We start from the raw sequence: 23,726 nt of genomic DNA, 5'->3' as shown, positions 1-23,726 counted from the left end.
ATGGGTTACTTCCTGCGCCGGGCCCCCCGGCGCATCTGGCTGGGCTTGCGGAGCGGGTCGCCCGCCTCGATCTGTGCCGCCCGCCGGTTCGCACCGTACTCCGCGAGCGCCTCGGCGAGGGCCGATACGGACGGCTCCTTCGCCATGACGTCGACGCGGAGCCCGTATTCCTGCGCGGTCTTCGCGGTCTGCGGGCCGATCACGGCGATCACCGTCACGTTGTGCGGCTTGCCGGCGATCCCGATCAGGTTCTTCACCGTCGAGGACGAGGTGAACAGCACGGCGTCGAACCCGCCGCCCTTGATCGCCTCGCGGATCGGCGCGGGCGGCGGCGCGGCCCGGACCGTCCGGTACGCGGTCACGTCCTCGCACTCCCAGCCGAGCTCGGTCAGCCCGGCGATGAGCACGTCGGTGGCGATGTCGGCGCGCGGCAGCAGCACCCGGTTGATCGGGTCGAGGTCCTCGTCGTAGGGCGGCCACTCGCGGACCAGGCCCTCGCCGGACTGCTCGCCGGCCGGGACGAGGTCGGGCTGCACGCCGAACTCGACCAGCGCGGCGGCGGTCTGCTCGCCGACGGCGGCGACTTTCAGCCCGGCGAACGCGCGGGCGTCGAGGCCGTAGTCGGTGAACTTCTCCCGGACGGCCCGCACCGCGTTGGTGGAGGTGAAGACCACCCACTCGTAGCGTCCGGTGACGAGGCCCTTCACGGCCCGGTCCATCTGCTGCGGGGTGCGCGGCGGCTCGACGGAGATCGTCGGGACCTCGTCCGGGACGGCCCCGTACCCGCGCAGCTGGTCCGACAGCGACGCGGCCTGCTCCCTGGTGCGCGGCACCAGGACGCGCCAGCCGAACAGCGGCTTGGTCTCGAACCAGGACAGCTTGTCGCGCAGCTTCACGACGTCCCCGACGATGATCAGCGCGGGCGACTCCATGCCCTTGGTGTCGGACGCGAGCCTGCTCAGCGTCGAGACGACGGTCTCCTGCTCGGTGGTGGTGCCGAGGCTCGTCATGGCGGCGGGGGTGGAGTCGGCGCGCCCGGCCGCGATCAGGCCCTTGGCGACCTCGGCGACCGCGCCCTCCGCGCCCGTGATGACGAGCGTGGCGCCGGACCCGGCGAACTCCTCCCAGTCGACGCCGCCGGCGGAGGCGTCCACGAACCGGAACTCGCGGTGCTCGGGGTCGGTGAGCGGGATGCCCGCGTACCCCGGCACGCCGGTCACGGCGGACACGCCCGGGACGACCTCGAACGGCACGCCCGCCTTGCGCAGCGCGGTGCCCTCGGCGGCCAGGCCGCAGGCGACGCCCGGGTCGCCGGCGAACATCCGGACGACGCGGCGGCCGGCCTTCGCGGCGCGGACGGCGAGCTTCACCGGGTCGCCCTCGGCGGTGTCGAGGATCTCGGCGTCCGCGCGGCAGTGCGCGAGGACGCCGGCGGGGCAGTGCGCGCGGCTGACGATGACGGTGTCGGCGCGTTCCAGTTCGGCGGCGGCGCGCAGCGTCAGCAGCCCCGGGTCTCCCGGGCCCATGCCGACGATCGCGACCGTCCCCGGGTCGGCCGTCCGGCTCGGCGCGGCCACCCGGGCGGCGGTCCTGCTCTCAGCGGCGCTGCTCTTCGCAGCGGCGCTCTTCGCGGCGGGGCTCAATCGCGCTCCCCCATCAACTGGTCGGCCCCCTGCGCGAGCAGCCGGGCCGCGAGGTCGCGGCCGATCTGCTCGGCGCCATCCGGGTGGCCGCTGGCGGACAGCCTGATCTGCCTGCTCCCGTCGATCGCCGCGACGGTCGCCGTCAGATGCAGCTCTTCATCTACTTCGGCAGCGTATGTTCCCACGGGCGCGGAGCAACCCGCCTCCAGCACCGCCAGCACCGTCCGCTCGGCGGTGACGGCGCGCCGGGTCGCGGGGTCGTCGACCGTTCCAAGCAGCTCGCGTAGGTCGTCCCGGTCGGAGCGGCATTCGAGGGCGAGCGACCCCTGGCCGGGCGCGGGCAGCATCTGGTCGGTGTCGAAGACCTCGCCGACCTCCGCCAGCCGGCCGATCCGCTTCAGGCCCGCGTGCGCCAGCACGATGGCGTCCAGCTCGCCATCGGCGATCTTGCGGAGCCGGGTGTCGGCGTTGCCGCGGATCGGGAGGATCTCCAGGTCGGGGCGCAGCGCGCGCAGCTGCGCGACCCGGCGCGGCGAGCCGGTGCCGACGCGGGCGCCGCGCGGCAGGTCCGCCAGCTTGCACGGGGCGCACAGCGCGTCCCGCGGGTCGTCGCGCGCGGGCGTCGCGGCCAGCGCGATGCCCGGCGTCTCCGACGTCGGCAGGTCCTTCAGCGAGTGCACGGCGAAGTCGACCTCGCCGGACAGGACCTTGTCGCGCAGCGCGTTCACGAACACGCCCGTTCCGCCGATCTGGGCGAGCAGGGCCTTGGAGACGTCACCCTGCGTGGTTACCCCGACCAGCTCCACGGCATGCCCGGTCAGCCGCGTCAACGCATCCGCGACGCCCCGCGACTGCGTCGTCGCCATCAGGCTCTTGCGGGTGCCGAGCCGCAGCGGGCCCTTGCTTGTACTCACGTCTCGTCTCCTTCACGCGCCGGGACCGCGTCCCGGGCACTGACCGCCCGGACGCTGGCGGCCTGGGCGTTCACCGTCTCAACGTTCACATCGGCGCGGGCCACCGCCACCGGCGCCTTCGGGTCCAGGTCGAACAGCTCGCGGAGCGCGTCGGCGTAGCTGCCGCCGCCCGGCGCCGCCGCCAGTTCCTTGACCCGGACGGTCGGCGCGTGCAGCAGCTTGTCCACGACGCGCCGCACGGTCTGCTCGATCTCCCTGCGGTCCCGGTCGTTCATGTCCGGCACCCGGCCCGTCAGCCGGGACAGTTCCGCGTCCACCACCTCGGCGGCCTTGCTGCGCAGCGCGACGACGGTCGGCGCCACCGCGGCGGCGCGGGCCGCGCTGAGGAACGCCTCGACCTCCTCGCACACGATCCGCCGGGCCGCGTCGACGGCCGCCGGGCCGATCGCCTTCGCCGCCTCCTGCGCGGTCCGCAGATCGTCCAGCCCGGCCATCTCGACGCCGTCCAGGTCGCGCACGGACCGCTCGACGTCGTGCGGCAGCGCCAGGTCGAGGAAGAACCGGAGGCGCCCGTCGGCCCCGACGCCGCGCGCGGTCAGCTGCCCGGCGGACACCACCAGGCCGGCGGCGCCGGTGCACGACACCACCAGGTCGGCGTCGGCCATCGCGACGTCCAGCGCGGCCAGCTCGATCGCGCGGGACGGGACCTCCAGCGACTCCGCGAGGCGGACGGCCCGCGCATGGGTGCGGTTGGCCACCACCACCTCGCGCGCTCCCGCGCGGCTCAGCGTGGCCGCGGCCAGCGAGCTCATCGAACCGGCGCCGACCACCAGCGCGCGGACGCCGTCCAGCGGCCCGAGGTGCCGGACGGCGACCTCCAGCCCCACGCTGACCAGCGACGCGCCGGCCTTGTCTATGCCGGTCTCGTGGTGGGCGCGCTTGCCCACCCGCAGCGACTGCTGCAGGACGTCGTGGAGGTCGCGGCCGAGCGTGCGCTCGTCCTGCGCGAGCTTGAACGCCTGCCGGATCTGGCCGAGGATCTGCCCCTCGCCGACGACCATCGACTCCAGCCCGCACGCCACGGCGAACACGTGCTGGACGGCCCGCTCCTCGTAGTGGACGTACAGGTGCCGCGACAGGTCGTCCATCGGGACGCCGGAGTGCAGCGCCAGCAGCTCGGAGATCGCCGAGACGCCGCCGTGGAACTTGTCGACCACCGCGTAGATCTCGACCCGGTTGCACGTCGAGACGATCGCCGTCTCGGCGATGTTCGCGGAGTCGTGCACCGCGTGCAGCAGCTTGACCAGGTCGTCCCCGGCCACCGCCGCCCGCTCCAGCACCGCGACGGGCGCGCTGCGGTGACTGAGCCCCACCACCAGAATGCTCATGCCCTGTCTCCCGCGTCTCCGCTCATGCCTCTATCGTCTCTACGTACTGCGACGTCCCCGGCGGCGTGTCGCCGGCGGCCAGCGGGGCCGGCCCGTCCGGCCCGCCGGCCTTGCGCTGCTCGTGGAACGCGAGGATCTGCAGCTCGATCGACAGGTCGACCTTGCGCACGTCGACGCCGTCGGGCACGGACAGGACCACGGGGGCGAAGTTCAGCACACTGGTCACGCCCGCGGCGACCACGCGATCGCACACCCCCTGGGCCGCGCCCGCGGGGGTGGCGATCACGGCGATGGACACGCCGTGGGCCGCGATGATGTCCTCCAGCCCGTCGATGTGCTGCACCGTCATCCCGGAGATCTCCTGGCCGACGATGGACTCGTCCGCGTCGAGCAGGCCCGCCACGCGGAAGCCGCGGGACGCGAAACCGCCGTAGCCGGCCAGTGCACGGCCCAGGTTACCGACACCGATGATCGCGACCACCCAGTCCTGCGTGAGGCCCAGCTCGCGGGAGATCTGGTAGACGAGGTACTCGACCTCGTAGCCGACGCCGCGCGTCCCGTAGGAGCCGAGGTGGGACAGGTCCTTGCGCAGCTTGGCCGAGTTCACCCCGGCGGCCGCCGCCAACTCCTCGGAGGAGACGGTCGCGACGCCGCGCTCCTGCAGCCCGGTGAGGGCGCGCAGGTACACGGGGAGCCGCGCCACGGTGGCTTCGGGGATGCCGCGGCCGCCGCGGTCGCGGTGCCGGTTCTGTCGAGATGTCACGGCCTGCTCTTCGGGCTCGACGCTGGGGACGGGGCGCTCGGTGAACCCCTCGCCCCGGCTCGCGCGGCTCGGTGACGGCCTGACGACCGCGGCCCGACCGCCCCCAGGGCTGGCCACCAGGTTAAGCCTTTGTGAACACGCGCACAAAGTCACCCCCCGGTCGCATGGGCCGGACGGCACCGCGGAAGGGCCGTCCATCAGGGATCTAGAGGGTACGACGAACCAACCCGAATATCGTTCGGATGTGACCGACCAGACATCCGGCGGGCCGCCGCCGCCACTCTCCGGGCGCGCTGCGGCGGTGGTGGCGGCCTATCCGCGGGGTCGCCGGCGGCGGCCGGGGGTCAGCGAAGCTCGGCGACGGCCGCGCGGAGGCGGCCCTCGTCGACGCGCCAGAAATCGTGCTGGACGCCGTTGATCAGCGTGACCGGGATCTGCTCCCAGTAGCGCTCGTAGTCGGCCTCCGACCGGGTGATGTCGCGCTCCTCCCAAGGGACGCCGAGGTCGCCGGCGACGCGCTCGATCACCGCGCGGGCGTCGTCGCACAGGTGGCAGCCCGGCTTGCCGAGCAGCGTGATCACGATCTCGTCCGGCATGTCACCGCCTCGGGAAGTCCGGGGCCGGCAGCGGCACCTTGGCCGGGCCGAGCCTCAGCTCGATCACGTTCGTGGCCAGCACGTGGGTGCGCGACTCCGCCAGGAAGCGGCGCAGGTGCGCCTGCCCGCGGTGCGCGGCGAACGCCGCCTCGTCCCGGAACAGCTGGTAGAAGATCCGCTGCGTGGGGCCGCCGACGACCTCGTGGCAGGCGAAGATCACCGTGTCCGGCTCGGCGGCGAGCGCCGCCTTCACCAGGTCGGCGGCGAGCCGGTCGAAGGCCTCCTCGCGTCCGTCCAGCAGCGTGTAGACGGTGATCTGCCCGCACGCGTTCGCCAGGTCCCCGGCCGCGGGCGCCGCGCCGGGGAGTCCGCCGGGGGCGGGGAGCCCGCCGGGCGCGGGGAGCCCGCCGGGCGCGGGGAGCGCGCCGGAGGCGCCCAGGCCGTCCACGGCGGTGGGCCCGGCCGGGTTGCCGGCCGGGAAGCGCAGCTCCTCGGCCGCCGGCTCGGGGAACCGCAGCTCGCCGCGCCTCGGCTCGGGGGACGGGGTCGGCGCCGGGACGGGGTCGGGCTTCGCCGGGTACGCCTGCTCCTCGTAGCCGGTCGCGGGCTCGTCCCCGAAGTCGCCCCGGCCGGCGTAGTCGTCGTAGCCCTCGTCCTCGTCGTACACGGGGATCGTGCGCATCGCGCCGTACCAGACCAGGCCCGCGGCGGCGCCGAGCGCGATCACCGCGAGCGGCGCGGGCAGGAACCCGCGGGTGCCGCTGACCACGAGGACGCCCGCGAGCGCGACCAGCGCGACCGGGATGAGCAGCTCGGCGGCCTCCCGGTCCTGCTTGCTCGCCAGCCACGCGGTCACGCCGGTGCAGGCCGCCAGGGAGATCACCGCGACGACGTGCGCGCCGTCGATCAGCAGCAGCGGCAGCGCGTCGTAGGTGGCGCTCGGCTTGGGCAGGCTCTTGGAGAGCGAGCCCTTGAGCGGGTCCAGGATCAGGATGACGATCGCGACGACCGTGTAGGAGATCGCGAACAGCCAGGCGGCGAACCGCACCTGCACGTACCGCGCGATCAGCTCGATCATGCCGAGCGCGAGCCACACCGGCCCGATCAGCGCGGCGCCGAGTTCCATGACGCGGAACAGCGGGCCGCTGAACCCCATCATGAAGCCGAAAGCCATGCACAGCAGCGCGAGCGTCAGCCCGACCTGCGTGAACGACCAGGCGATGAGGTAGAGCAGCCGGTCCTTGTGGGCGCGCTGAACCAGCAACCCGGTGGCCATTAAGGCACCAAGGGTCGCCAGGAGCGCGAGAAGAGCGTCGACCATCGCGCCTAATGGTGCCCGATGCCGCGAGCGGACTGGTAACCGCGTCGGAGAAGAGCCGTGGAAGACGGCCCGCCGGGCCGTGGAACGGCCATTGCTTCCCGTACCTTCCGGTATCTAGAGTGGCAGATCACGCCGGACGTCGCGTACGCCCCGAGGAGAACTGCATGAGCAGCTTGACCCTCGATGCCGGGGTCATCCCGTTTCCTCGGCGTTCCCGGAGCCGTGCCGCCCGTCCCGGCGAGCCGGGGGCCGACCGGGCGGAGGTCCTCAAGGCGCTGGTCCTGCGCGCGCGGGACGGCGACGCCGACGCGTTCGGCTCCCTCTACGACCATTACGTGGACCTCGTCTACCGGTACATCTACTACCGGGTCGGGACGCACTCCCTCAGCGAGGACCTGACGAGCGAGACGTTCCTGCGCGCCCTCCGCCGGATCCGCGACTTCCACTGGCAGGGCAAGGACTTCGGGGCCTGGCTGGTGACGATCGCCCGGAACCTGGTCGCCGACCACTTCAAGTCCGGCCGCTACCGGCTGGAGGTCTGCACCGCCGAGCTGATCGAGCCGGACCGCCACCACGAGGGGCCGGAGCGGGCCGTCATCGACGCGCTCACCAACCGGACGCTGCTGCTGGCCGTCCGGCGGCTCGGGTCCGAGCAGCAGGAATGCATCGTCCTGCGGTTCCTGCACGGCCTGTCGGTCGCCGAGACCGCGCTGGTCATGGACAGGAAACCGGGCGCGATCAAGGCACTGCAGTATCGTGCCGTCCGGTCGCTGGGCCGTATGCTCCCCGACGACCTGCGCCATTGACGCACCGCCGAACGACATTATTAGACTGTTTATCAATTAATCACCGGGCCGTAACCCGCCGCGCCGCCCGCTCGTTTTGCGGGCGGAGGCGCTGGCGCGCCCGGATTCCGCAAGGGAGCGGCGGCCGACTCCGGAAGGAGGATGGGGTCCCAATTCCTTCCCGGTCTGAAGGCCGGGCATCCCTTCGGAGGACCAGGTGAAGACGAGGCGGGGAAGGACCATGGAGCGAGGAGACGCACTCGTCCGGCTGCGGGCGAGCGGGGCGGGGCCGGATCCGCGGTTCCGTGAAGTGCTGCGTGAACGGCTGATGGCCGCCGCGAACGACCGGAGTGAAGAATGCCGCAATCGTCGCGGGGACGACGGCCGCCGGGAGGCGGTTGACTAGGCTTCGCCTCATGCGGCGATTCTGGCAGCGCGACGTGGACCACAAAAGCGCCGGGGAGGCCGCCGCCGCGGCCGCGGCCCCGCCGGGCCCGATCCCCGCGCCGGACCCCACCGCGGCGGCGTTCTTCGACGTCGACAACACGATGATGCGCGGCGCGTCCATCTACTACTTCGCGCGCGGCCTCGCCGCCCGCAAGCTGTTCACCATGCGCGACCTCGCGATGTTCGCGTGGGGGCAGGCCCTGTTCCGGATGCGCGGCACCGAGAACTCCGAGCACATCGGCAGCGCCAAGGAGGCCGCGCTCGCGTTCGTCGCCGGGCAGCAGGTCGCCCAGATCGTCACGCTCAGCGAGGAGATCTACGACGAGGTGATGGCGGACCGCATCTGGCACGGCACCCGCACCCTCGCCCTCCAGCACCTGGACGCCGGCCAGCAGGTGTGGCTGGTCACCGCCACGCCCGTCGAGGTCGCCCGCACGATCGCGCACCGCCTCGGCCTCACCGGCGCCCTCGGCACCGTCGCCGAGACCCGCGAGGGCCTCTACACCGGGCGGCTCGTCGGGAACCTGCTGCACGGGCCGGCGAAGGCGGAGGCCGTCCGCGCCCTCGCCCAGCGCGAGGGCCTCGACCTCGACCGCTGCTCCGCCTACAGCGACTCGATCAACGACCTGCCGATGCTGACCGTCGTCGGGCACCCGCACGCCGTCAACCCCGACGCCGAACTGCGCGCGCACGCCAGGGAGAACGGCTGGCCGATCCACGACTTCCGCACCGGCCGCAAGGTCACGATGGTCGCACTCCCCGCCGCCGCCGGAGCCGGCGCCCTGGCCGGCGGCGTCGCCGCCGGCATAGCCCTCCGCCGCCACTACCGCGCCACCTGAATCGCGATCGATCACGTTCGCAGGACGCGCCCTACGCTGTCCCCGTGGAGCTGACCCTGCTGTCGCGGGTCGCGTGCCGCGGGCGGGACGTCACGAGTCCGCGGGTCCGCGACCTCCTCGCGCTGCTCGCCGGTGGGCCGCGCGGCGGCGTGTCCGCCGTGCGCCTGGCCGAGAGCCTGTGGGCGGACGGCGAGCGTCCGGAGAACCCGGTGAAGGCGCTCCAGGTCGTGGTCTCGCGCGCTCGGTCGGCGCTGGGCGCCGACGTCATCGAGAGCACGCCGACCGGGTACCGGCTGGGGCCGGACGAGTCCGAACCACGTTCATGCTGAAGGGGCCGCAGGTCACCCGAGCGCTCGTCGCGCTGCGCCGGCTCCGCCGCCCAGCGGCCTTCCCCAGATGATGCAGGTCCGCCATCAGGATGAGGTTCTCCCGCCCGGTGAGCAGCCCATCCACCGCCGAGTACTGCCCCGTGACCCCGATCGCCCTGCGCACCCCGTCGGGGTTCCGCACCGGATCGCACCCGGCGACCCGCGCCTCGCCCCCGTCCGCCCGGATCAGCGTCGACAGGATCCGCACGGCCGTCGTCTTGCCCGCCCCATTGGGCCCGAGCAGCGAGAACACCGTCCCGCGCGCCACCTCGAGATCGATCATGTCGAGGACGACCTTCTCCCCGAACACCTTCCGCAGCCCGACCACCGAAATGGCCGTCTGCCCAGTTCCCATCACCATGCCGAAGACTCTGAAGCCCCCCGCTTTCACCCTTCTTTCACCACGGCTTCACCCGGTTTCATCGGCCCGCAGGCTCGATCCGCGAAAGACACTTCCTCGGATGGTCCGCGGATTATCCTTCGGAGAATGACTGGCGTGTTCGTCAACTACCGGTCCGAAGACGCTGCTCAGGCCGCCGAGAGCATCGCCCAGCACTTCTTCAAGCGTTTGAAGACGAGCGACTGCGTCGAGGTGCTGGGGCGGATGTCCGCGCGGCGGGCCGCAGCCGTGCTGGAACTCATCGACCTGCCGAAGGCGGTCCAGATCTTGCGGTCGATGCCGGTGCGTTCCAGAAGGCGGCTACTGGACGAACTCTCGCCCGGTCTCCGATACCGGCTGGAGGCCGAGATCCGAGTACCGGCCTCGAGTGAGCCGCCTGGCGGCCCGGCCAACGACTGACCCGTGCAGCCCTCTGCACTCGTGGGACGGTGTCTCTAGTCGAGTGGGGCCTCGCCGTCATCTCCGCGGCGGTGGGTCATGGGATGGAAGGCAGGAAGGCCGCCGCGATCATCAGGTCGCGGGCATGGTCCCCGTGAGGTAGCCGCAGTTCGGTCCTGACGTGCGGCGCTGTACGTCAGGGGGTCAGGGGACTTCTGGAGGCACGGGGACATTGCCGCCGAAGGCCCCGTGCAGATCCGTGGCAAAGCGCCGCCATCCGACTTCAGGGTTCGGCTCGTACCAACTGACCGGATCCTCCCGGACGCCGACGGCCCAGGTCAGGTGGAATAGACCCGACTCGCGCATCCGATGGCACATGATCACCGAACGTTCGAAGTAGGAGCGCCCATCAAAGATCGGGTCGGCTCCACCGAAAGCGGTCTGCACCTCCACCGGGTTGAGGCTCTCGGGGGTGAGGCCCATAACGAATACATAGGCTCGACGCAGATTCCGCAAGAGCCGCCCGTTGAGTTCCGCCTGCCGAAGATCCTCGGCCATCCCGAATATCTCGTCAGCACGATTATTGAGGTTCTTTCCTTCGCTTCCCTTCATCGATTTGTACTCTACGACGAGTACGGGGCAGCCGTGCTGGAGTACGAGCAGATCCCATGCCTTGGACGGCCGGTAGTACCCCGGCAGGGTGGCCTTTCGATTGGTTCGGATTTCCAGGCCGGACGCACCTGTGCTCCGTATCTCGTCCACGATCAGGGTGTTCAGCCCGTCGAGATGCCCAGCACCAGTGACCGCTGACCGGTTGCCCTCCTGAGCATTGCCGCTGGCTCTGGACTTCTCTTGCTGCTCACGACGCACTTGAACCCAGTGCTCAAGAGCAAGCTGCACTCTTTGCTCGGCCGTATGGCCCATGGACTACTCCGGGGGGAGGAGGCGAAAGCTAGGGAAGCGCGCTCAACTTGTAGGCAGCCAGCGCTGCGGCCGTGGCTGCGGCCCTATCGCGAGCCCTGAACGCCACAACAAGCTCATCTGCTATGTCCGCAGAGATCTCCGCAGGCCGCGGAGCATGCACCCTGCGGAGATACTGAGCCTGAAAGCGCAGGGTGTTACCGCGCATCTTCACACAGTATGCTGCGATCTGGCGCTCTACCACCTCAGAGAGGAGGAGGCCGCCCAAGACCTCCAGGTTCCACTCCTGAGACACCAGGTAGTAGAGATTGTGGTGCGGGTAGTGGCCGCCCGGCTCCAGGACGGGATTCGGCTGCCGCTTCATGTCTTCAAGAAGAAGCTTCGGCCGGTCGGTGAGAGACGACGTGACGCGGTCGATGGTGCGGAACCAACTCGCAGGTGACCGCTTCGAGATCGAACGGCGCAGGACGGCGGTCGCGTTCCGGCTGAGGTACTCGGACAACCGCGGCCATTCGTCCAAGTCGACGAGACCATCGTCGTCCCATGGGTTGACCAGGTAATGTCCCGTCCAGCCATAGGTGCCGCTCTTCACGTCGGCGGACATGGCGAGCGGCAGCATACGTTCCGGTTCGGCCGCCCCGGCGTCCTGCGTGATGTAAACCGCGTCGGCTCCGGTCGCGACACCGATCCCTATCCGAGTGCCGGCCTCGCGATCTTCGAGCGGCGGATGCCGGTCCTGCAAATCCTCAAGCCACGCCAGGGCCTCGGGAGTTCCATCCGGCCACGAGTCGGCGGTGCGGTGCCAATGCGGCAGGCGTGACCCCCGTACGGCTGCGCCATGGAGGGGGTTACGCGTCCGGAGGCTCGACCAGTTCGCGAAGTCCGCGGCGGCTTCGAAGTCGAAGGTCTCGCCCGCCTCGCCGATGCCCACATCGCCTTGCGGTCCACGCGTGAGAACCGTGATCGCCGGATAGGCGGACACCTCGTTCTCGAACGCAGCGACATCGTGCATCACCAAGCAGGAGTCGACGGCGAAACCACCCTTGACGATCTTCTCTCGCAAGCGGCGTCCGTACTGGTTCCGCATCCAGCGGTCAGCACAGATGAACGCCAGAGTGCCGCCTTCACCGAGTAGGTCGAGGCCGCGCTCGAAAAAGCCAATGTAAACATCAGCCCTGCCTCCCATAGTGGGGCAGGCCCGCCGGTACGCGGCAAGAAGGCCGGGAGCCACGTCTTCGATGCGAATGTACGGTGGGTTCCCAACCACATAATCCACGCCGCCGACGACCTTGTCGAGCAGAAAATCCCCTTCCCATACCCAGGCGACCGCAAGTCGGTTCGCGGCTTCAGCCGGGCACCCCGCCCTGGTGAGTCGTTCCACGACGAGCCGCCGGCAATTGCGCACATGCCCAGGTTGGACGTCCATGGCGAGGATGGCGGGAAGCAACTCATCCCAAGGCCCGTCGGGCGAGTACTTCTCCTTGGCTTCGCACAGTCGGTCCAAGACCGGCATGAGGAAGGCACCGGAGCCTATGGCAGGCTCTACGAGCCTCTTCGTTGTCAGGTCCGTGTCCACGGAGTAGCCGCAGAGATCGAGGATCAGTTCAACGATCCATCGCCGGGTGAAGACTTCCCCGTACTGCACCGGCGCGCCGCCTGCGCTCGGCGTCGTGTCGGAGAGACTCCCACTCGGCTCCGTCAGCATGGCCTTCATCGTAGACGCCCCCTGTGACACACCACCGCGCCGCCACACTGGCAGCCTCCGCCGGTCCTCGGCGTGCACGCAACGTAGTACCGACCGGCTGATCCCGCTGCCGGCGGGCCATGCCGGCCGACATCCGCGTCCCATTCCGTTCGCCGTCAGATCGTTGGATCGGCCGGAGGATGAGTAGCCGCCGGGCCTAACGGCCGATCAGGCCGCGAAGGGCCGCCCGCAGGACCGGACGCGGAACGAGCAGGACCGCCCCGTCCGGGTCCTTCGAGTCCCGCACGGCCACGCCATCCTTCGCGTCGGCCAACTCGGCACAGTCGCCGCCGGAACTACCGCTGCGGCGCGACTTACGCCAAGTCGTTCGCGTCATGAGGTCACATGCACACGACGAATGGCGTCACGCAAGGCGTCGCGGGAGGTGGCGAGAACCGGACCTTGTGGATCCTTCGAGTCCCGAATGGCAACCCCGTGCTCTACCTTGGCAAGTTCGACGCACTGATCACCATCACTGCTGCTGCGACTCGACTTGCGCCAAGCGAGTTCTCGCTTCATGAAGACCACTTCTCTTCGATTGTGCGATTGATCAGCTCGACGGACAGGTTGGCCGGGAGCGCCTGTGTCCAGATCGCGTCAAATCGCTCCTTTAGCCTACAGATGTCCGCTCGCGCCTCCATCATGATGCCACGAGCAGCAGTCGCCACGTAAGCGATCTCCTCTCCGCTCGGCAGCGTCGCAAGCGTGAACGTTCCGTTGCTTGGATGCGTTGCCCCATTGGGAACCACTTGGACGCTGAGGCGGGGCCCAACTGCACCCGAAAGACGCTGGAGCTGGGCACGCATCACCTCTGGCCCGCCCACGTCGTTCCAAAGCACGGTCTCGGGCAGCAGGTAGATCAGGCGCGGTGGTGGCGGCGCGGTGCGCGTGAGGATCGCCTGCCGGGCCATTCTCGCGTCGATCGCCTCTCTGTCGCCGAAGAGTAGCGTGCTCGCGTACTCCTCGGTCTGGAGGAGGCCGTAGACGACCTGCGGCTCGTAGACCTTGAGGGTCCGCGTTTCCTCCTCGACGCCGGGCCACTTGCGGAACCACTCGGGGAAGCCGTCCTTCTTGTCGCCGAACAGGCCGTCGTGGAGGTGGGCGAGGGCCTGCTTGGTGTCGAGGGAGGCGTCGCAGTGTTCGGCGAAGTTTCGTTCGCAGTGGCATTCGGCGCGTTCGACGGCGCCGATGAAGGACGGGCTGTAAAGGATCTTGTCGGCGAGCTGCTTGATGCTGTAGTTCGCGAGCACGCGGTATCTGCGGACTTCTGATCCGAACAGGTCGAGGGCGCTGTTCGACGGGGTGAGTCGCTTCGGGGGTTGCGGCATGACTTCTCCCTTTGACCAGCCATGACCAGTGACGACCAGTGGTCGGGGGCCATGGTCCGAGGTTGCCTTGTGGGGTTCCTTTCGCATTTCCCAGCATGACACTGTGCGCGATGCTCGGCCAGGGGATGACAGAAAAAGAGTCGCCATGTTCGATGCGGATCTTTTGACAGTTCCCCGCGAAACGGTCATAGCGGAATTGGTTTTCGCAACCTGTCGGGCAAATCGGACGGGATGGAGTGCTGGGCAATGAATCAATTCACAAAGGGAGTGGCCGCAATGTGCGGCGAGGGCGTTTCGACGCTCATCCTCGAACCGGACGAGCACGCGCCGGCCGAGGCGCGGCGTTTCGTCGCCGAGCGGTTCGGGGCTTGGGGCATCGCCGACGACTACACCGGGCGGCTCATCGTCTCCGAGCTGGTCACGAACGCGCTGATGCATGGGGAGGGCCCGATCGTCCTGCGCGTGTTCCAGGACCAGCGCGACTGCCTGCCCACCATCGAGGTCCGGGACGGCGGTGACGGGCAGCCGGTGGTCAAGCCGGAGAACCACGCGGCGATCAGCGGGCGCGGACTCCGGATGGTGGCCGGTCTCGCCCATGACTGGGGGACACGGCCGCTGGTGGAAGGAGGGAAGCTGGCGTGGGCGAAGTGCGGGATATAGCCGTCCGCGCGGAGCGTCACCTACTGCGGTGGCGCACACGGCTGGGACACCAGACGGCCACGCGGTATCTGGACGACCTCGCTGCGGCGCTCGCACCCCAGGGCTGGCGGTTCGTGAAGTTCTACCGGCGTGAGGAGTTCCCCGTCCCGGCTCCGCTGCTCTGGATCCACGCGAGCGGGACCAAGGACGTCGGCATCGTGGTCAGCGCCCTCGCCGTCCCCGGGCGCGCCTGGGCCTACCACGACGCCCAGCGGGGGCGGCACGGCTACCTGTCCCTATGCGGCGACGCCGGGACGGCCGCCGCCCAGATCGATCGCCTTCTCAAGCACCGCCTCTTCCCCGCCACCTGGTGACCTCCGGAAAAACCAGTCGCGTGCGGCGTGGGACGGTGTCTACGCTGGCGAGTCCACCAGATCGCATGTACCTGGCCTTGTGCCTTAGGAAGAGGATTTATGTCCCAGCCCGTGCCGAGCGTTACTCGGCGCATTCTGTAGCCGTTCGCCGAGACCGCTCGGCCGCCTCTTGCTGTCTTCAACGACTCTCAGCAAGGAGCTTCCGGGTGTCCGACACCTTCCTCTGCGTCAAGTGCGGTCTGACCGTCACCGTCCGCGCCGCTGACGGTACGCGTCGCAACCACTGTCCCGCGTGTCTGCATTCCGAGCACGTCATCGACCACATCGAAGGCGGCCGGAGCGACTGCCGTTCGCGCATGATGCCCATCGCCATCGCGGTGCTGCGCACCGGCGACTGGATGGTCGTCCATCGCTGCGTGGGCTGCGACCTGCTCACGTCCAATCCGGTGTGCGCGGATGACAACCAGCTCATCCTCATGCGCATGGCGGTGCGTCCGCTGGCGGAGCCGCCGTTCCCTCTCGAAACGTTCGGATCGCTTTGATATGCCAAGGCGAAAGAACCCGCGGGAACGGCGGCCGCAGCGCCGCAAGGACGTCCTCCACACCGAGGGCGGGCGCGCGGGCGCCTTCCGCTGCGTCGGGTGCCGGCTCGACGTGTCCCTGGACGCGCCGGGCAGCGCTCACCGCAACCACTGCCCGAACTGCCTGGTCAGCCTGCACGTGGACCACCGCGTCCCCGGCGACCGCGCGTCCGCCTGCCGGAGGCGCATGGAGCCGCTGACACTGTCCGCACGCCCCGACGGCGAGTGGATGATCATCCATCAGTGCCAGACCTGCGAGAAGGTCAGTGCCAACCGCATCGCCGGTGACGACAACGTGCTGGTTCTGATGCGCCTGGCCCTGAAACCACTCCAGGACGGGGCCATCGCCACCCGCACGATGCTCACCTTGTGAAGCCCGCCGTGGGCGGTGCCGCCGGCACCGCCCACGGCCGGACCGCCTGCGGCGTCAGCCGCAGTGCTGGGCGGATTTGTACAGGTGGGCGAACTCGTCGTAGTAGTACGTGCTGGCGACGATGGAGATGCACATGCCGCGGCCCTTCACCTTCACTGGGCCGGCGTACTGCCAGTACTTTCCGTTGTCCTGGTCGATGTTGACGCCCCAGCGGATGTTGTCCTCGGTCAGCGTCGTGTTGTAGATCTCGATGCTGATGTCGTGCTTGAACTGCGAGTAGTACGCGGTCTTGACGTTGACCGCGCAGTTGTAGCCGGTGCTGGAGTTGTAATACAGGTACACGTGGCTCAGCGTGTTCACCGGCGACTTCACCGCGTAGGTGTCGATGAGCGAGCCGGAGCAGCCGTAGCCGCCCGCGTGCGCCGCGGGCGACACCGCCATGGTGAATCCGGCGGCGACGGCGAGCGAGGTGGCCACCGCCGCGGCACGTTCGCGCAGACGCACTGATTCCCCCCCGTCCTCAGCAGCGCTCGCTGGACTTGGCGGACGGGCCGCCGGGAATCCAGCCGACCGCCTGCGTGCAGTGGGCGAGGGTGTTGGCGCTAAGCGACCAGATCTCCTTGGTCTTCGTCCGGCACTGGGTGCCCTCCAGCGAACGGGTGCTGTTGTCGCCGACGGCGACGCACGCGTTCCAGGAACTGTGCGAACTGCGGTATCCCGCCCAGACGTAAAGGTAGCCCCAGTTCTTCCCGCATCCCTTGTACTGCTTCACCGAGGCGAAGGTCTGGCCGCCCGAGGTGATATGCGCGGTACTGCCGATCTGCACGGCGCCGGAGCACCCGGGAGCGGTTTCGGCATTGGCGACGGCCGGAATTCCCACGACCGCCGGCACCGCCAGGAATCCCGCCAGCGCCGTCTTGGCGATTCTTCTCATGTCTGCCCCTTCTGCTCAGGCCCGCCCAGCGCGGACGGCGCAAGCCTGGCAGCGGGACTCCGCTGTCCGGTACACGTCTGACAAGCTATGACAGTCTCTGACAGCCGGGCGGGCCGGCGGCCGGAGGCGCCCGGGGCTACTCGGCGACGTTGACCACGAAATAGATGGGCCTGGCGCCCGGCAGGAACTGCTGTCCCCGTCCGTCCACCATCTTCCAGCCGACCCAGCACGAACCGGGCCGGTTCGGCGCCACGACGGAAACCTTGATGAGCACGTGCCGCCCCGGTGCGGTATCGGGGACCCGCACCTTTCCCGGAGTGGAACACGTTCCGTTGTCAGCCGGCAGATCGGCCCTTTGCAGGAATCGGCCGTGCCAGGAAACGGTCCCCGCGTTCTTGACCTCCCATGTCTTCTCGAACCGCTGGCCGACCTTCACCGCCGTCCCATCGGGAATGGTGACATCGCGGACGAAGACACTCCTGTCCCCGGGAAAGAGAGGTTCGGGAGGCGGTGCCTCCGCGGCCACGGTGGAGCGCGCCCCCGGACGTTCGTGCTGCCCCGGCAGCAGGTACACCGCGGTCCCGCCGGCGATCAGCAGCACTCCGCAGACCGCGCTCACGACGATGTACGACCGCGGCACCCCGCCACGGCCCTCGGCGGCGCCCGGAATCTCGACGGTGTCCGCGCCGGAACGACCGGCGGCCTCGTCCTGCCCCGCCCCGGCGCCGGCCTGTTCCGGCGCATCTTCGGCCTCCCCGGCGCCGGAAGCCTCGTACCAGCGCGCACGCCAGTCGTCCACGTCTCCGCCGCACACATCGACGAAGGCACTCGTCGTGAGCCAGCTCGGGAACCGGGCGCCCTTCGCTGCCTCATGCAGAGTCGTATGGCTGACACTGCCCGCCTTGCCGGCCATCGTCCGGAACGACGGGTTGCCCGCCGCGGCGCGGAGACGGCGCAGGTCTCTGGCGAACTGCTCCTGGCGCTCTCGTCTTCCGTCCGCGGGAGTCGGCGAAACGGGATCGGGCAAGGCTCGCTCCAGTCCTGGCGCCCGCCGGCCGGACGCCCTGCGGTGAAAGGTCCTGCCGCGCGATGCTGTTTCCCGGTCGCACGGAGCACCATTTCTGATCTTGCAGAAAACGCACCCGTCTCGCAACCGCCCTGCGTGAAGCGGCATGAGCACGACGACCGCGGTTCACGAACCCGCCGCGAAGGCGTCCAGGGCGCCCAGCACACGCCTCCGCGTCATCTCCCCGCCCAGATGGCCCGCCGCCTCCACAACGATCAGTTCCGACCCGGCCCAGGCCCGGCGGAGTTCCCAGGCCGTGCCGAGGTGCCCGCCCATGTCGAGCCGGCCGTGGACGAGGACGCCGGGAATCCCCGCCAGCCTGCCCGCCTCGCGGAGCAGCATCCCTTCTTCCAGCCACGCCCCATGGGAGAAGTAGTGGGCGCAGATGCGCACCAGGGCCAGCCGTGCGGCCGGAGGACGATCGCCGTACGGATTCGCGGCGCCTTTCGTCTCCCCCGACAGCACGGCGTCCTCCCAGGCGCACCAGTCGGCCGTCGCCCGCTCCCGCACGGCGGCGTCGGGGTTCTCCGTCAGGCGCGCGTAGGCCGCGACGATGTCGCCGTCCCGTCCGGTGCCGGGAGCACCCGCGAGGAAGCGTTCCCACTGCTCGGGGAAGAAGCGTCCGACGCCGCGGTAGAGCCAGTCGATCTCCGACCGCCGCGTCGTCGTGACACTGGAGATGACGATCTCCGACACACGCTCGGGATACCGCTCGGCGTAGGCCAGCAGGAGCGTGGAACCCCACGAGCCGCCGTACAGCAGCCAGCGGTCGATACCGAGATGCTCGCGGAGCCGTTCCATGTCGGCGACCAGATGCCAGGTGGTGTTGTGCCGCAGCCCGGTCGCCGGGTCGCTCGCGTGCGGGGTGCTGCGCCCGCAGCCGCGCTGGTCGAACAGGACGACCCGGTAGCGATCCGGGTCGAATTTCCGTCGCGTGCGGCTCAATCTCGGGATGCATCGGCACCGCCTTCGGCGTTGTCGGTGTCCATCGATGCGGTGAGGCGCTCCCGGCGCACCTCACCAAGTCAGCGGGAGGGTGTCGAGGCCCAGGACGAGGCTGGCGTGCTCGAGGGGCCGGCCCCCGGGAGTGATGCGGTAGTCGGGGATCCGGGCGTGCCACTCGCGCAGGGCTATCTGGAGTTCGAGGCGGGCGAGGTGCGCGCCGAGGCAGCGGTGCGGGCCCGCCCCGAAGGCCAGGTGCTTGGTCGGCGGACGGTCCAGGTCGACCGACGACCCGGCGGGGACCACGCGCGGGTCACGGGTCGCCATGGAGAGCGGAAGCATGACCATGTCCCCGGCCTTCATCGGGCAGCCGCGCACGTCGGCGTCGCGGGTGAGCTTGCGCGCGGGCAGGACGATCGCGTAGACGCGCAGGAACTCCTCGATCGCGTCAGGGATGCCGTCCGGGTCGGCGGTGATGCGGGCCCGGTCGGCGTCGTGCCCCGCCAGGTGCCAGAAGATGTAGGACAGCTGGGCGGTGACGGTGTCGAGGCCGGCGAGGAACAGCAGGATGCACAGCTGCAGCAGCTCGTCGTCGGTGACGGGGCGTCCGTCGACGGCGAAGGCGGTCGCGGCGCTGATGAGGTCTTCCCGCGGATGCGCCCGGCGATCCTGGATCAGCTCGGTGAAGCACGCCGTCAGCGCCGCCATGGCCGCGGTCCGTCCGTCGCCGGACGGCGGCGGATGCAGGATGGCGTACTCCCAGCCCAGGAACTCCTCCAGCCGTTCGGTGGGGAGGCCGACGAGTTCCAGGAAGATGGTCGTGGGGTACAGGCGGGCGAAGTCGGCGACGAAGTCGCACGACCCCCGGGACACGAGACCGTCGATCAGGGCGGCGCAGTGCCGCGTGATCCGGTCCCGCAGCGCCGCGGCGGCCACGGGGGTGAAGAACGGGCGGAGCAGCCGCCGCCAGGTCGTGTGCAGCGGCGGGTCCAGCATGACCGGGATCCACTGGTACGCCGGGTCGGGGTCGATGACGGCGATCGCGCGGCTGGAGAACGTTTCCGGGTCCTGGAACGCGGCGAGGACGTCGTCGTAGCGGGTCAGCACCCAGAAGCCGTGCCCGGCGGTGCTGCGGAACGCCGGGTGCCGCTCGCGCAGCTCGTCCAGGAGCCGATGGGCCCGCCCGGCGGGCCCCGGACCGGCGAACGGGTCGAACGGGACGTCCGGCGCGGTCACCGCGCCGCCTTCCGGCCGACGCCGCACAGGTACACGGCCGGGAGCCCCTGCCCGGACACCGGGCCCAGCTCCGGGTCGGGCCGCCAGTCCGGCAGGCCGACCAGGCCCGGTTCCAGCAGCTCCATCCCGTCGAAGAACCCGGCGATCTGCTCCCGGTCGCGGAAGGTCATGCCGGTGTTGACGCCCCGGTCCCGGTAGGTCCGCGCCGCCTCCTCGGCGGCCGCCCGGTAGCTGGACGCGGCGGGCGGCCGGGTGATGTGCGAGATCGCCACGTGGCTGCCCGGCGCGAGCGCGTCCCGTAACCGCCGGACCGCGTCCCGCACCAGGTCGTCGTCGGACACGCAGTGCAGGACGGAGAACAGCAGGACCCCGACCGGACGGTCCAGATCGAGGATCGCCGTCAGATCCGGATCGGCCAGGATCGACTCGGGATCGCAGACGTCTCCGCCGATGACCTCGGTCCGCGTCCGCGTCGCCAGCAGCGCCCGCGCGTGGGCGAGGACGACGGAATCGTTGTCGACGTAGACCACGCTCGCGTCGGAACGCGCTTCCTGCGCCACCTCGTGCACGTTCTGCTGGGTGGGCAGCCCGCATCCGATGTCCAGGAACTGGTCGATTCCCGCTTCGACGGCGAGGAACCGCACCACCCGCGCGAGAAAATGCCTGCTCGCCAGAGCAGTCGCGCGAGTCGCCGGTGCCGCGCCGATGATCTGCTCGGCGGCCGCCCGGTCGGCCGCGTAATTGTCCTTCCCGCCCAGGAAGTAGTCGTAAATACGCGCGACATTGGGGATGGTGACATCGATATCGGCGGGCACGATCTCCGAAGCCATGACGCCTCCAATGGTGGCGGACGACCGTCATGATCATACGCAGAAGCAGTCACCCTGGCGAGATCCGCGGCGGGTCCTAGAGGAAGGCGGGGCCGCGGCGCATGAGCGCCTCGTAGAGCATGTGCTGGATGTTCTCGCGGACGTGGTCGGTGATCTCGAACACCGTCATCGGGTCGTCGGCGTCGTCGGGCTCGTACTCGTCCAGCGTCATCGGCGCGCCGAACTGGATCACCCACCGGGACGGCAGCGGGATGAGGCCGCCGAGCCCGAGCAGCGGGAACGTCGGCGTGATCGGGAAGTACGGGAGGCCGAGCAGCCGGGCCAGCGGCCGCAGGTCGGCGATCTTGGGGTAGGTCTCCTCGGCGCCGACGATGGCGCACGGGACGATGGGGGCGCCGGCGCGCAGCGCGGTGCCGACGAAGCCGCCGCGGCCGAAGCGCTGCAGCTTGTACCGGTCGGCGAACGGCTTGCCGACGCCCTTGAAGCCCTCCGGGAACACGCCGACGAGTTCGCCCTTGGCGAGGAGGCGTGACGCGTCGGCCTGGCAGGCGAGGGTGTGGCCGGCCTTGCGGGCCAGGTGGCCGAGCACCGGGATCTGGTAGACGAGGTCGGCGCCGAGGAGCCGGATGCACCGGTCGACGTTGTCGTGCAGCGCGACCGTCAGCATCAGCGCGTCGAGCGGGACGGTGCCGGAATGGTTGGCGACGAGCAGGGCGCCGCCTTCGGGGACGTTCTCCAGACCGGAGAGTTCGATGCGGAACCAGTGCTCGTACAGGGCGCGGGCGAACGGCAGCAGGAGCGTGGAATTGAACTCGGGGTCGAACCCGAACTCGTCCACCTCGTAGTCGCCGGCCAGCCGGCGGCGCAGGAACGCGAGCCCGGACGCGAGGGTGCGCTCCAGCGGGCTCTGCTCCGCACCGGACTCGGCTGAATCCTGGTGGTGGCCCGTGTCGAGCTGGATGACCTGCGCGCCCTCGTCGCCGTCATCCAGGTGGCGGGCGTTCATCATCGGGGTCACTCCCCTTTCAGGCGCGTCCGAGCAGATTCGTCAGCCGGGTGTGGACGAGCCCCTGGGCGGCGGCGAAGTCGGCAAAAGCCGCCTCGGAGCTGTATTTGGGACGCCACGACAGCTCGTCCTCCAGGGCGGTGGTGTCGATGACCCGGCCGTACGTCAGCCAGCGCAGCAGTTCGGGTGAGAACCCGGACAGGCCCGCGAAGCGGCGCCCCATGTCGCCGAGCACCGAGATCGACGGCGCCGGGACGGGCACGTACGGCCGTCCGGCGCGCCGCAGAGCCTGGGACAGCAGCAGCACGCCGTCCCCGGCGACGTTGTAGCAGCCGGGGTGGTTCTCTGTGGTCATGCGGCGCAGCACCTCGACGCCGTCGTCCTCGTGGACGAACTGCAGCCGCGGGTCGAACCCCAGCACGGTCGGGACGACCGGCAGGTGCAGGTACCGGGTGAGCGGCGAGTCGACGCCGGGGCCGATGAAGTTCGCGAACCGCAGCACCGACACGGTGAGGTCGGAGCGGCGCCGCATCAGCCCGCGGACATAGCCCTCCACCTCGACGGCGTCCTTGGCGTAGCCGGTCTTCGGCACCTCGGCGGGCTCGTCCCCCTCGGTGAAGACCGCCGGGTCCATCGGCGAGGACCCGTACACGGCGGCCGAGGACCGCACGACGAGCTTGCGCATGTCGGGCGAGCGCTGGCAGGCCGCGAGCAGCTGCATCGTGCCGATGACGTTGAACTCTTTGACCTTCGCCCGCGGGGCGCTGGAGGACGTCACCAGGTTGAGGTGCACCACCGTGTCCACCCCCGCCGACGCGATGATCTTCGCGATTCCGGGCGTGCGGATGTCGACGCGGACGAACTCGGTGCGGCCGAGCGACTCGGCGGGCGGCACCGTGTCCACGCCGATGACCCGCTCGATGCCCGGGTCCGCCTGCAGGGTGTTCGCGACCCGCGCCCCCAGGAAACGGGAGACGCCCGTGACGAGGACGACACGGGCCGCGGCGGCGGGCATGGAGGACACTGTGCGCCCCACCCCTTCACGGCTGAGTTGCCGGCGTGATCACTTCTTGTTGCGGCGCTGGATACGCGTCTTCTTCAGCAGCTTGCGGTGCTTCTTCTTGGCCATCCTCTTGCGGCGCTTTTTGATGACAGAGCCCACGGGACCTCGCTCGGCGTATCGGGTGACGTGCAGGAGACGAACGTGCCGCGGAAGAGCCCGCGTGAGAGCAGGGCTCGATGAGCGCGCACGGTCCGCCGCCCAAGACTACCGCCGAACGGGCGGAGATCACGCCGCGGCCCGTCCCTGGACAGGGCACGGCGTCCTCGCGGCGCGGCGTCCGGCGCCGCGCGTCGCACGGCGCCGGGCACCGTTCCACCGGGGCGGGCCCTGTCGCCGGCCGTTTCGCCGGCAGCCCGTCCCGCTCGGTGTCCGGACCGACTCGCCGGGTCGGGGCGGGCGGGGGCGGCGCCCCCGTTCCCCTCGACGCCGGCTCCGGCGGCCCTGCGGCCACCGGCCGGTCCTCGTCCTGCTTCCCCAGCTTCGGGACGGTCCGTGCGGATCGCCCCGACGCCCCCTGCACGGCCGGGTGGTGAGCAAGGTATGCGGCGGGGTCGTGAGTCATCCCCCGCCCTTACCCATTATCCGGCTTCGATGTACGCGTCGCGCAGGTAGTCGTGAACGGCCTGCTCGGGAACCCGGAACGAGCGGCCCACGCGGATCGCGGGAAGCTCGCCCGAGTGGACGAGGCGGTAGACGGTCATCTTGGACACCCGCATCACCGCCGCCACTTCGGCCACGGTCAGGAACCTGACCTCGCTCAGAGGTCGCTCGCCTGAGGTCATCGGACGCCCTCTTCCACACGTGCCGCGCACCGGCCCTTCGGGTGACTTTGATCACGCACGTGTAC

29 protein-coding genes and 1 pseudogene are annotated in these 23,726 nt (G+C 70.1%); 8 read left to right on the top strand and 22 right to left on the bottom strand.

Features of this window, described 5'->3' with window-relative positions:
* Positions 1-5 precede the first annotated feature (5 nt).
* The 6 genes from AL2_RS03945 to AL2_RS03920 form a co-directional block, all read right to left on the bottom strand.
* Entirely contained in the window at positions 6-1,577 is a 1,572-nt protein-coding gene (locus AL2_RS03945) for a bifunctional uroporphyrinogen-III C-methyltransferase/uroporphyrinogen-III synthase (protein ID WP_281181571.1), read from the bottom strand.
* Between the two features lie 62 nt (positions 1,578-1,639).
* Positions 1,640-2,509 (bottom strand): hydroxymethylbilane synthase, encoded by an 870-nt coding sequence (gene hemC, locus AL2_RS03940; protein ID WP_210747696.1) that lies wholly within the window; start codon positions 2,507-2,509, stop codon positions 1,640-1,642.
* Between the two features lie 44 nt (positions 2,510-2,553).
* A complete protein-coding gene (locus AL2_RS03935) occupies positions 2,554-3,945 on the bottom strand; it encodes a glutamyl-tRNA reductase (RefSeq protein WP_083945905.1) in 1,392 nt (463 codons plus the stop codon).
* Between the two features lie 22 nt (positions 3,946-3,967).
* Positions 3,968-4,708: a redox-sensing transcriptional repressor Rex gene (locus AL2_RS03930; protein ID WP_067629173.1), complete on the bottom strand. Its 741-nt coding sequence runs from the start codon at positions 4,706-4,708 to the stop codon at positions 3,968-3,970.
* A 344-nt stretch (positions 4,709-5,052) separates the two neighbouring features.
* Positions 5,053-5,304, bottom strand: coding sequence for a glutaredoxin family protein (locus tag AL2_RS03925; RefSeq protein WP_067629171.1), 252 nt, complete (start codon positions 5,302-5,304; stop codon positions 5,053-5,055).
* A 1-nt stretch (position 5,305) separates the two neighbouring features.
* Positions 5,306-6,625: a putative quinol monooxygenase gene (locus AL2_RS03920; protein ID WP_067629169.1), complete on the bottom strand. Its 1,320-nt coding sequence runs from the start codon at positions 6,623-6,625 to the stop codon at positions 5,306-5,308.
* Positions 6,626-6,789: 164 nt separating this feature from the next.
* On the opposite strand from AL2_RS03920, the gene AL2_RS03915 reads away from it, so the two are divergent.
* The 3 genes from AL2_RS03915 (at position 6,790) to AL2_RS03905 (ending at position 9,025) form a co-directional block, all read left to right on the top strand.
* A complete protein-coding gene (locus AL2_RS03915; RefSeq protein WP_210747656.1) occupies positions 6,790-7,431 on the top strand; it encodes a sigma-70 family RNA polymerase sigma factor in 642 nt (213 codons plus the stop codon).
* Between the two features lie 395 nt (positions 7,432-7,826).
* A complete protein-coding gene (locus AL2_RS03910) occupies positions 7,827-8,696 on the top strand; it encodes an HAD family hydrolase (RefSeq protein ID WP_067629165.1) in 870 nt (289 codons plus the stop codon).
* Between the two features lie 44 nt (positions 8,697-8,740).
* Positions 8,741-9,025 carry an AfsR/SARP family transcriptional regulator gene (locus AL2_RS03905; RefSeq protein WP_067629163.1) on the top strand — a complete coding sequence of 95 codons (285 nt, stop codon included), beginning with the start codon at positions 8,741-8,743 and terminating at the stop codon, positions 9,023-9,025.
* A 43-nt stretch (positions 9,026-9,068) separates the two neighbouring features.
* Here the strand turns inward: AL2_RS03905 and AL2_RS03900 are convergent.
* A pseudogene (locus AL2_RS03900) lies at positions 9,069-9,425 on the bottom strand (ATP-binding cassette domain-containing protein); the annotation flags it as partial.
* Between the two features lie 135 nt (positions 9,426-9,560).
* On the opposite strand from AL2_RS03900, the gene AL2_RS03895 reads away from it, so the two are divergent.
* On the top strand, positions 9,561-9,863 hold the full coding sequence (locus tag AL2_RS03895) for a magnesium transporter MgtE N-terminal domain-containing protein (RefSeq protein WP_067629161.1): 303 nt from the start codon (positions 9,561-9,563) through the stop codon (positions 9,861-9,863).
* 183 nt (positions 9,864-10,046) lie between these two features.
* Here AL2_RS03895 and AL2_RS03890 read toward each other — a convergent pair whose 3' ends face one another.
* The 5 genes from AL2_RS03890 to AL2_RS03880 form a co-directional block, all read right to left on the bottom strand.
* Positions 10,047-10,766 carry a PaeR7I family type II restriction endonuclease gene (locus AL2_RS03890; protein ID WP_067629159.1) on the bottom strand — a complete coding sequence of 240 codons (720 nt, stop codon included), beginning with the start codon at positions 10,764-10,766 and terminating at the stop codon, positions 10,047-10,049.
* A gap of 28 nt (positions 10,767-10,794) precedes the next feature.
* A complete protein-coding gene (locus AL2_RS03885) occupies positions 10,795-12,468 on the bottom strand; it encodes an Eco57I restriction-modification methylase domain-containing protein (protein ID WP_083945903.1) in 1,674 nt (557 codons plus the stop codon).
* Positions 12,469-12,664: 196 nt separating this feature from the next.
* Positions 12,665-12,844 carry a DUF397 domain-containing protein gene (locus AL2_RS36065; protein WP_083945902.1) on the bottom strand — a complete coding sequence of 60 codons (180 nt, stop codon included), beginning with the start codon at positions 12,842-12,844 and terminating at the stop codon, positions 12,665-12,667.
* Positions 12,841-13,026: a DUF397 domain-containing protein gene (locus AL2_RS36060; protein ID WP_083946022.1), complete on the bottom strand. Its 186-nt coding sequence runs from the start codon at positions 13,024-13,026 to the stop codon at positions 12,841-12,843. Before AL2_RS36060 ends, AL2_RS36065 begins: the two co-directional genes overlap by 4 nt.
* The gene (locus AL2_RS03880) at positions 13,023-13,835 is read right to left on the bottom strand and encodes a helix-turn-helix domain-containing protein (RefSeq protein ID WP_067629157.1); all 813 of its coding nucleotides are present in this window, start codon (positions 13,833-13,835) and stop codon (positions 13,023-13,025) included. The genes AL2_RS36060 and AL2_RS03880 overlap by 4 nt, the downstream gene beginning before the upstream one ends.
* 246 nt (positions 13,836-14,081) lie before the next feature.
* Between AL2_RS03880 and AL2_RS03875 the strand changes: the two genes are divergently transcribed.
* The 4 genes from AL2_RS03875 to AL2_RS03860 all read left to right on the top strand — a co-directional run bounded on the left by AL2_RS03875 (position 14,082) and on the right by AL2_RS03860 (position 15,802).
* The gene (locus tag AL2_RS03875) at positions 14,082-14,495 is read left to right on the top strand and encodes an ATP-binding protein (protein WP_157437996.1); all 414 of its coding nucleotides are present in this window, start codon (positions 14,082-14,084) and stop codon (positions 14,493-14,495) included.
* A complete protein-coding gene (locus AL2_RS03870; protein WP_157437995.1) occupies positions 14,474-14,848 on the top strand; it encodes a hypothetical protein in 375 nt (124 codons plus the stop codon). Before AL2_RS03875 ends, AL2_RS03870 begins: the two co-directional genes overlap by 22 nt.
* Before the next feature lie 206 nt (positions 14,849-15,054).
* On the top strand, positions 15,055-15,390 hold the full coding sequence (locus AL2_RS03865) for an RNHCP domain-containing protein (protein ID WP_067629145.1): 336 nt from the start codon (positions 15,055-15,057) through the stop codon (positions 15,388-15,390).
* 1 nt (position 15,391) lies between these two features.
* Positions 15,392-15,802: an RNHCP domain-containing protein gene (locus AL2_RS03860; RefSeq protein WP_067629143.1), complete on the top strand. Its 411-nt coding sequence runs from the start codon at positions 15,392-15,394 to the stop codon at positions 15,800-15,802.
* Between the two features lie 54 nt (positions 15,803-15,856).
* Here AL2_RS03860 and AL2_RS03855 read toward each other — a convergent pair whose 3' ends face one another.
* The 10 genes from AL2_RS03855 to AL2_RS03815 all read right to left on the bottom strand — a co-directional run bounded on the left by AL2_RS03855 (position 15,857) and on the right by AL2_RS03815 (position 23,661).
* Positions 15,857-16,306 carry a hypothetical protein gene (locus AL2_RS03855; protein WP_157437994.1) on the bottom strand — a complete coding sequence of 150 codons (450 nt, stop codon included), beginning with the start codon at positions 16,304-16,306 and terminating at the stop codon, positions 15,857-15,859.
* A 16-nt stretch (positions 16,307-16,322) separates the two neighbouring features.
* Entirely contained in the window at positions 16,323-16,736 is a 414-nt protein-coding gene (locus AL2_RS03850; RefSeq protein ID WP_067629139.1) for a hypothetical protein, read from the bottom strand.
* A gap of 136 nt (positions 16,737-16,872) precedes the next feature.
* Entirely contained in the window at positions 16,873-17,763 is an 891-nt protein-coding gene (locus AL2_RS36055) for an NBR1-Ig-like domain-containing protein (protein WP_157437993.1), read from the bottom strand.
* Positions 17,764-17,928: 165 nt separating this feature from the next.
* Entirely contained in the window at positions 17,929-18,747 is an 819-nt protein-coding gene (locus tag AL2_RS03840; protein ID WP_210747657.1) for an alpha/beta fold hydrolase, read from the bottom strand.
* A 72-nt stretch (positions 18,748-18,819) separates the two neighbouring features.
* Positions 18,820-19,980 (bottom strand): cytochrome P450, encoded by a 1,161-nt coding sequence (locus AL2_RS03835; RefSeq protein ID WP_067630262.1) that lies wholly within the window; start codon positions 19,978-19,980, stop codon positions 18,820-18,822.
* Positions 19,977-20,810, bottom strand: a complete 834-nt coding sequence (locus AL2_RS03830; protein WP_067629137.1) for an SAM-dependent methyltransferase — start codon at positions 20,808-20,810, stop codon at positions 19,977-19,979. Before AL2_RS03830 ends, AL2_RS03835 begins: the two co-directional genes overlap by 4 nt.
* Before the next feature lie 76 nt (positions 20,811-20,886).
* Positions 20,887-21,819 carry a lysophospholipid acyltransferase family protein gene (locus AL2_RS03825; protein WP_369688472.1) on the bottom strand — a complete coding sequence of 311 codons (933 nt, stop codon included), beginning with the start codon at positions 21,817-21,819 and terminating at the stop codon, positions 20,887-20,889.
* A 16-nt stretch (positions 21,820-21,835) separates the two neighbouring features.
* On the bottom strand, positions 21,836-22,831 hold the full coding sequence (locus tag AL2_RS03820) for an NAD-dependent epimerase/dehydratase family protein (RefSeq protein ID WP_067629135.1): 996 nt from the start codon (positions 22,829-22,831) through the stop codon (positions 21,836-21,838).
* 48 nt (positions 22,832-22,879) lie between these two features.
* On the bottom strand, positions 22,880-22,978 hold the full coding sequence (locus AL2_RS36050) for a 30S ribosomal protein bS22 (protein ID WP_018654693.1): 99 nt from the start codon (positions 22,976-22,978) through the stop codon (positions 22,880-22,882).
* Between the two features lie 479 nt (positions 22,979-23,457).
* Complete coding sequence (locus AL2_RS03815) at positions 23,458-23,661, bottom strand: helix-turn-helix domain-containing protein (protein WP_021591693.1); 204 nt, start codon at positions 23,659-23,661, stop codon at positions 23,458-23,460.
* Positions 23,662-23,726 lie beyond the last annotated feature (65 nt).

The sequence above is a fragment of the Actinomadura latina NBRC 106108 genome, assembly GCF_001552195.1.
In the GTDB taxonomy this organism is placed as follows: Bacteria; Actinomycetota; Actinomycetes; order Streptosporangiales; family Streptosporangiaceae; genus Spirillospora; species Spirillospora latina.
The sequence above is the reverse complement of the archived record's forward strand: the minus strand, read 5'-3'. Positions and strand labels throughout refer to the sequence as shown.

Coding starts and splice junctions, on each gene's coding strand:
- hemC (WP_210747696.1), bottom strand. CDS start 2,509: ATGGCGACGACGCAGTCGCGGGGCGTCGCGGATGCGTTGACGCGGCTG.
- AL2_RS03935 (WP_083945905.1), bottom strand. CDS start 3,945: ATGAGCATTCTGGTGGTGGGGCTCAGTCACCGCAGCGCGCCCGTCGCG.
- AL2_RS03925 (WP_067629171.1), bottom strand. CDS start 5,304: ATGCCGGACGAGATCGTGATCACGCTGCTCGGCAAGCCGGGCTGCCAC.
- AL2_RS03920 (WP_067629169.1), bottom strand. CDS start 6,625: ATGGTCGACGCTCTTCTCGCGCTCCTGGCGACCCTTGGTGCCTTAATG.
- AL2_RS03915 (WP_210747656.1), top strand. CDS start 6,790: ATGAGCAGCTTGACCCTCGATGCCGGGGTCATCCCGTTTCCTCGGCGT.
- AL2_RS03910 (WP_067629165.1), top strand. CDS start 7,827: ATGCGGCGATTCTGGCAGCGCGACGTGGACCACAAAAGCGCCGGGGAG.
- AL2_RS03890 (WP_067629159.1), bottom strand. CDS start 10,766: ATGGGCCATACGGCCGAGCAAAGAGTGCAGCTTGCTCTTGAGCACTGG.
- AL2_RS03885 (WP_083945903.1), bottom strand. CDS start 12,468: ATGCTGACGGAGCCGAGTGGGAGTCTCTCCGACACGACGCCGAGCGCA.
- AL2_RS36065 (WP_083945902.1), bottom strand. CDS start 12,844: ATGACGCGAACGACTTGGCGTAAGTCGCGCCGCAGCGGTAGTTCCGGC.
- AL2_RS36060 (WP_083946022.1), bottom strand. CDS start 13,026: ATGAAGCGAGAACTCGCTTGGCGCAAGTCGAGTCGCAGCAGCAGTGAT.
- AL2_RS03880 (WP_067629157.1), bottom strand. CDS start 13,835: ATGCCGCAACCCCCGAAGCGACTCACCCCGTCGAACAGCGCCCTCGAC.
- AL2_RS03875 (WP_157437996.1), top strand. CDS start 14,082: ATGAATCAATTCACAAAGGGAGTGGCCGCAATGTGCGGCGAGGGCGTT.
- AL2_RS03860 (WP_067629143.1), top strand. CDS start 15,392: ATGCCAAGGCGAAAGAACCCGCGGGAACGGCGGCCGCAGCGCCGCAAG.
- AL2_RS03850 (WP_067629139.1), bottom strand. CDS start 16,736: ATGAGAAGAATCGCCAAGACGGCGCTGGCGGGATTCCTGGCGGTGCCG.
- AL2_RS03830 (WP_067629137.1), bottom strand. CDS start 20,810: ATGGCTTCGGAGATCGTGCCCGCCGATATCGATGTCACCATCCCCAAT.
- AL2_RS03825 (WP_369688472.1), bottom strand. CDS start 21,819: ATGATGAACGCCCGCCACCTGGATGACGGCGACGAGGGCGCGCAGGTC.
- AL2_RS03820 (WP_067629135.1), bottom strand. CDS start 22,831: ATGCCCGCCGCCGCGGCCCGTGTCGTCCTCGTCACGGGCGTCTCCCGT.
- AL2_RS03815 (WP_021591693.1), bottom strand. CDS start 23,661: ATGACCTCAGGCGAGCGACCTCTGAGCGAGGTCAGGTTCCTGACCGTG.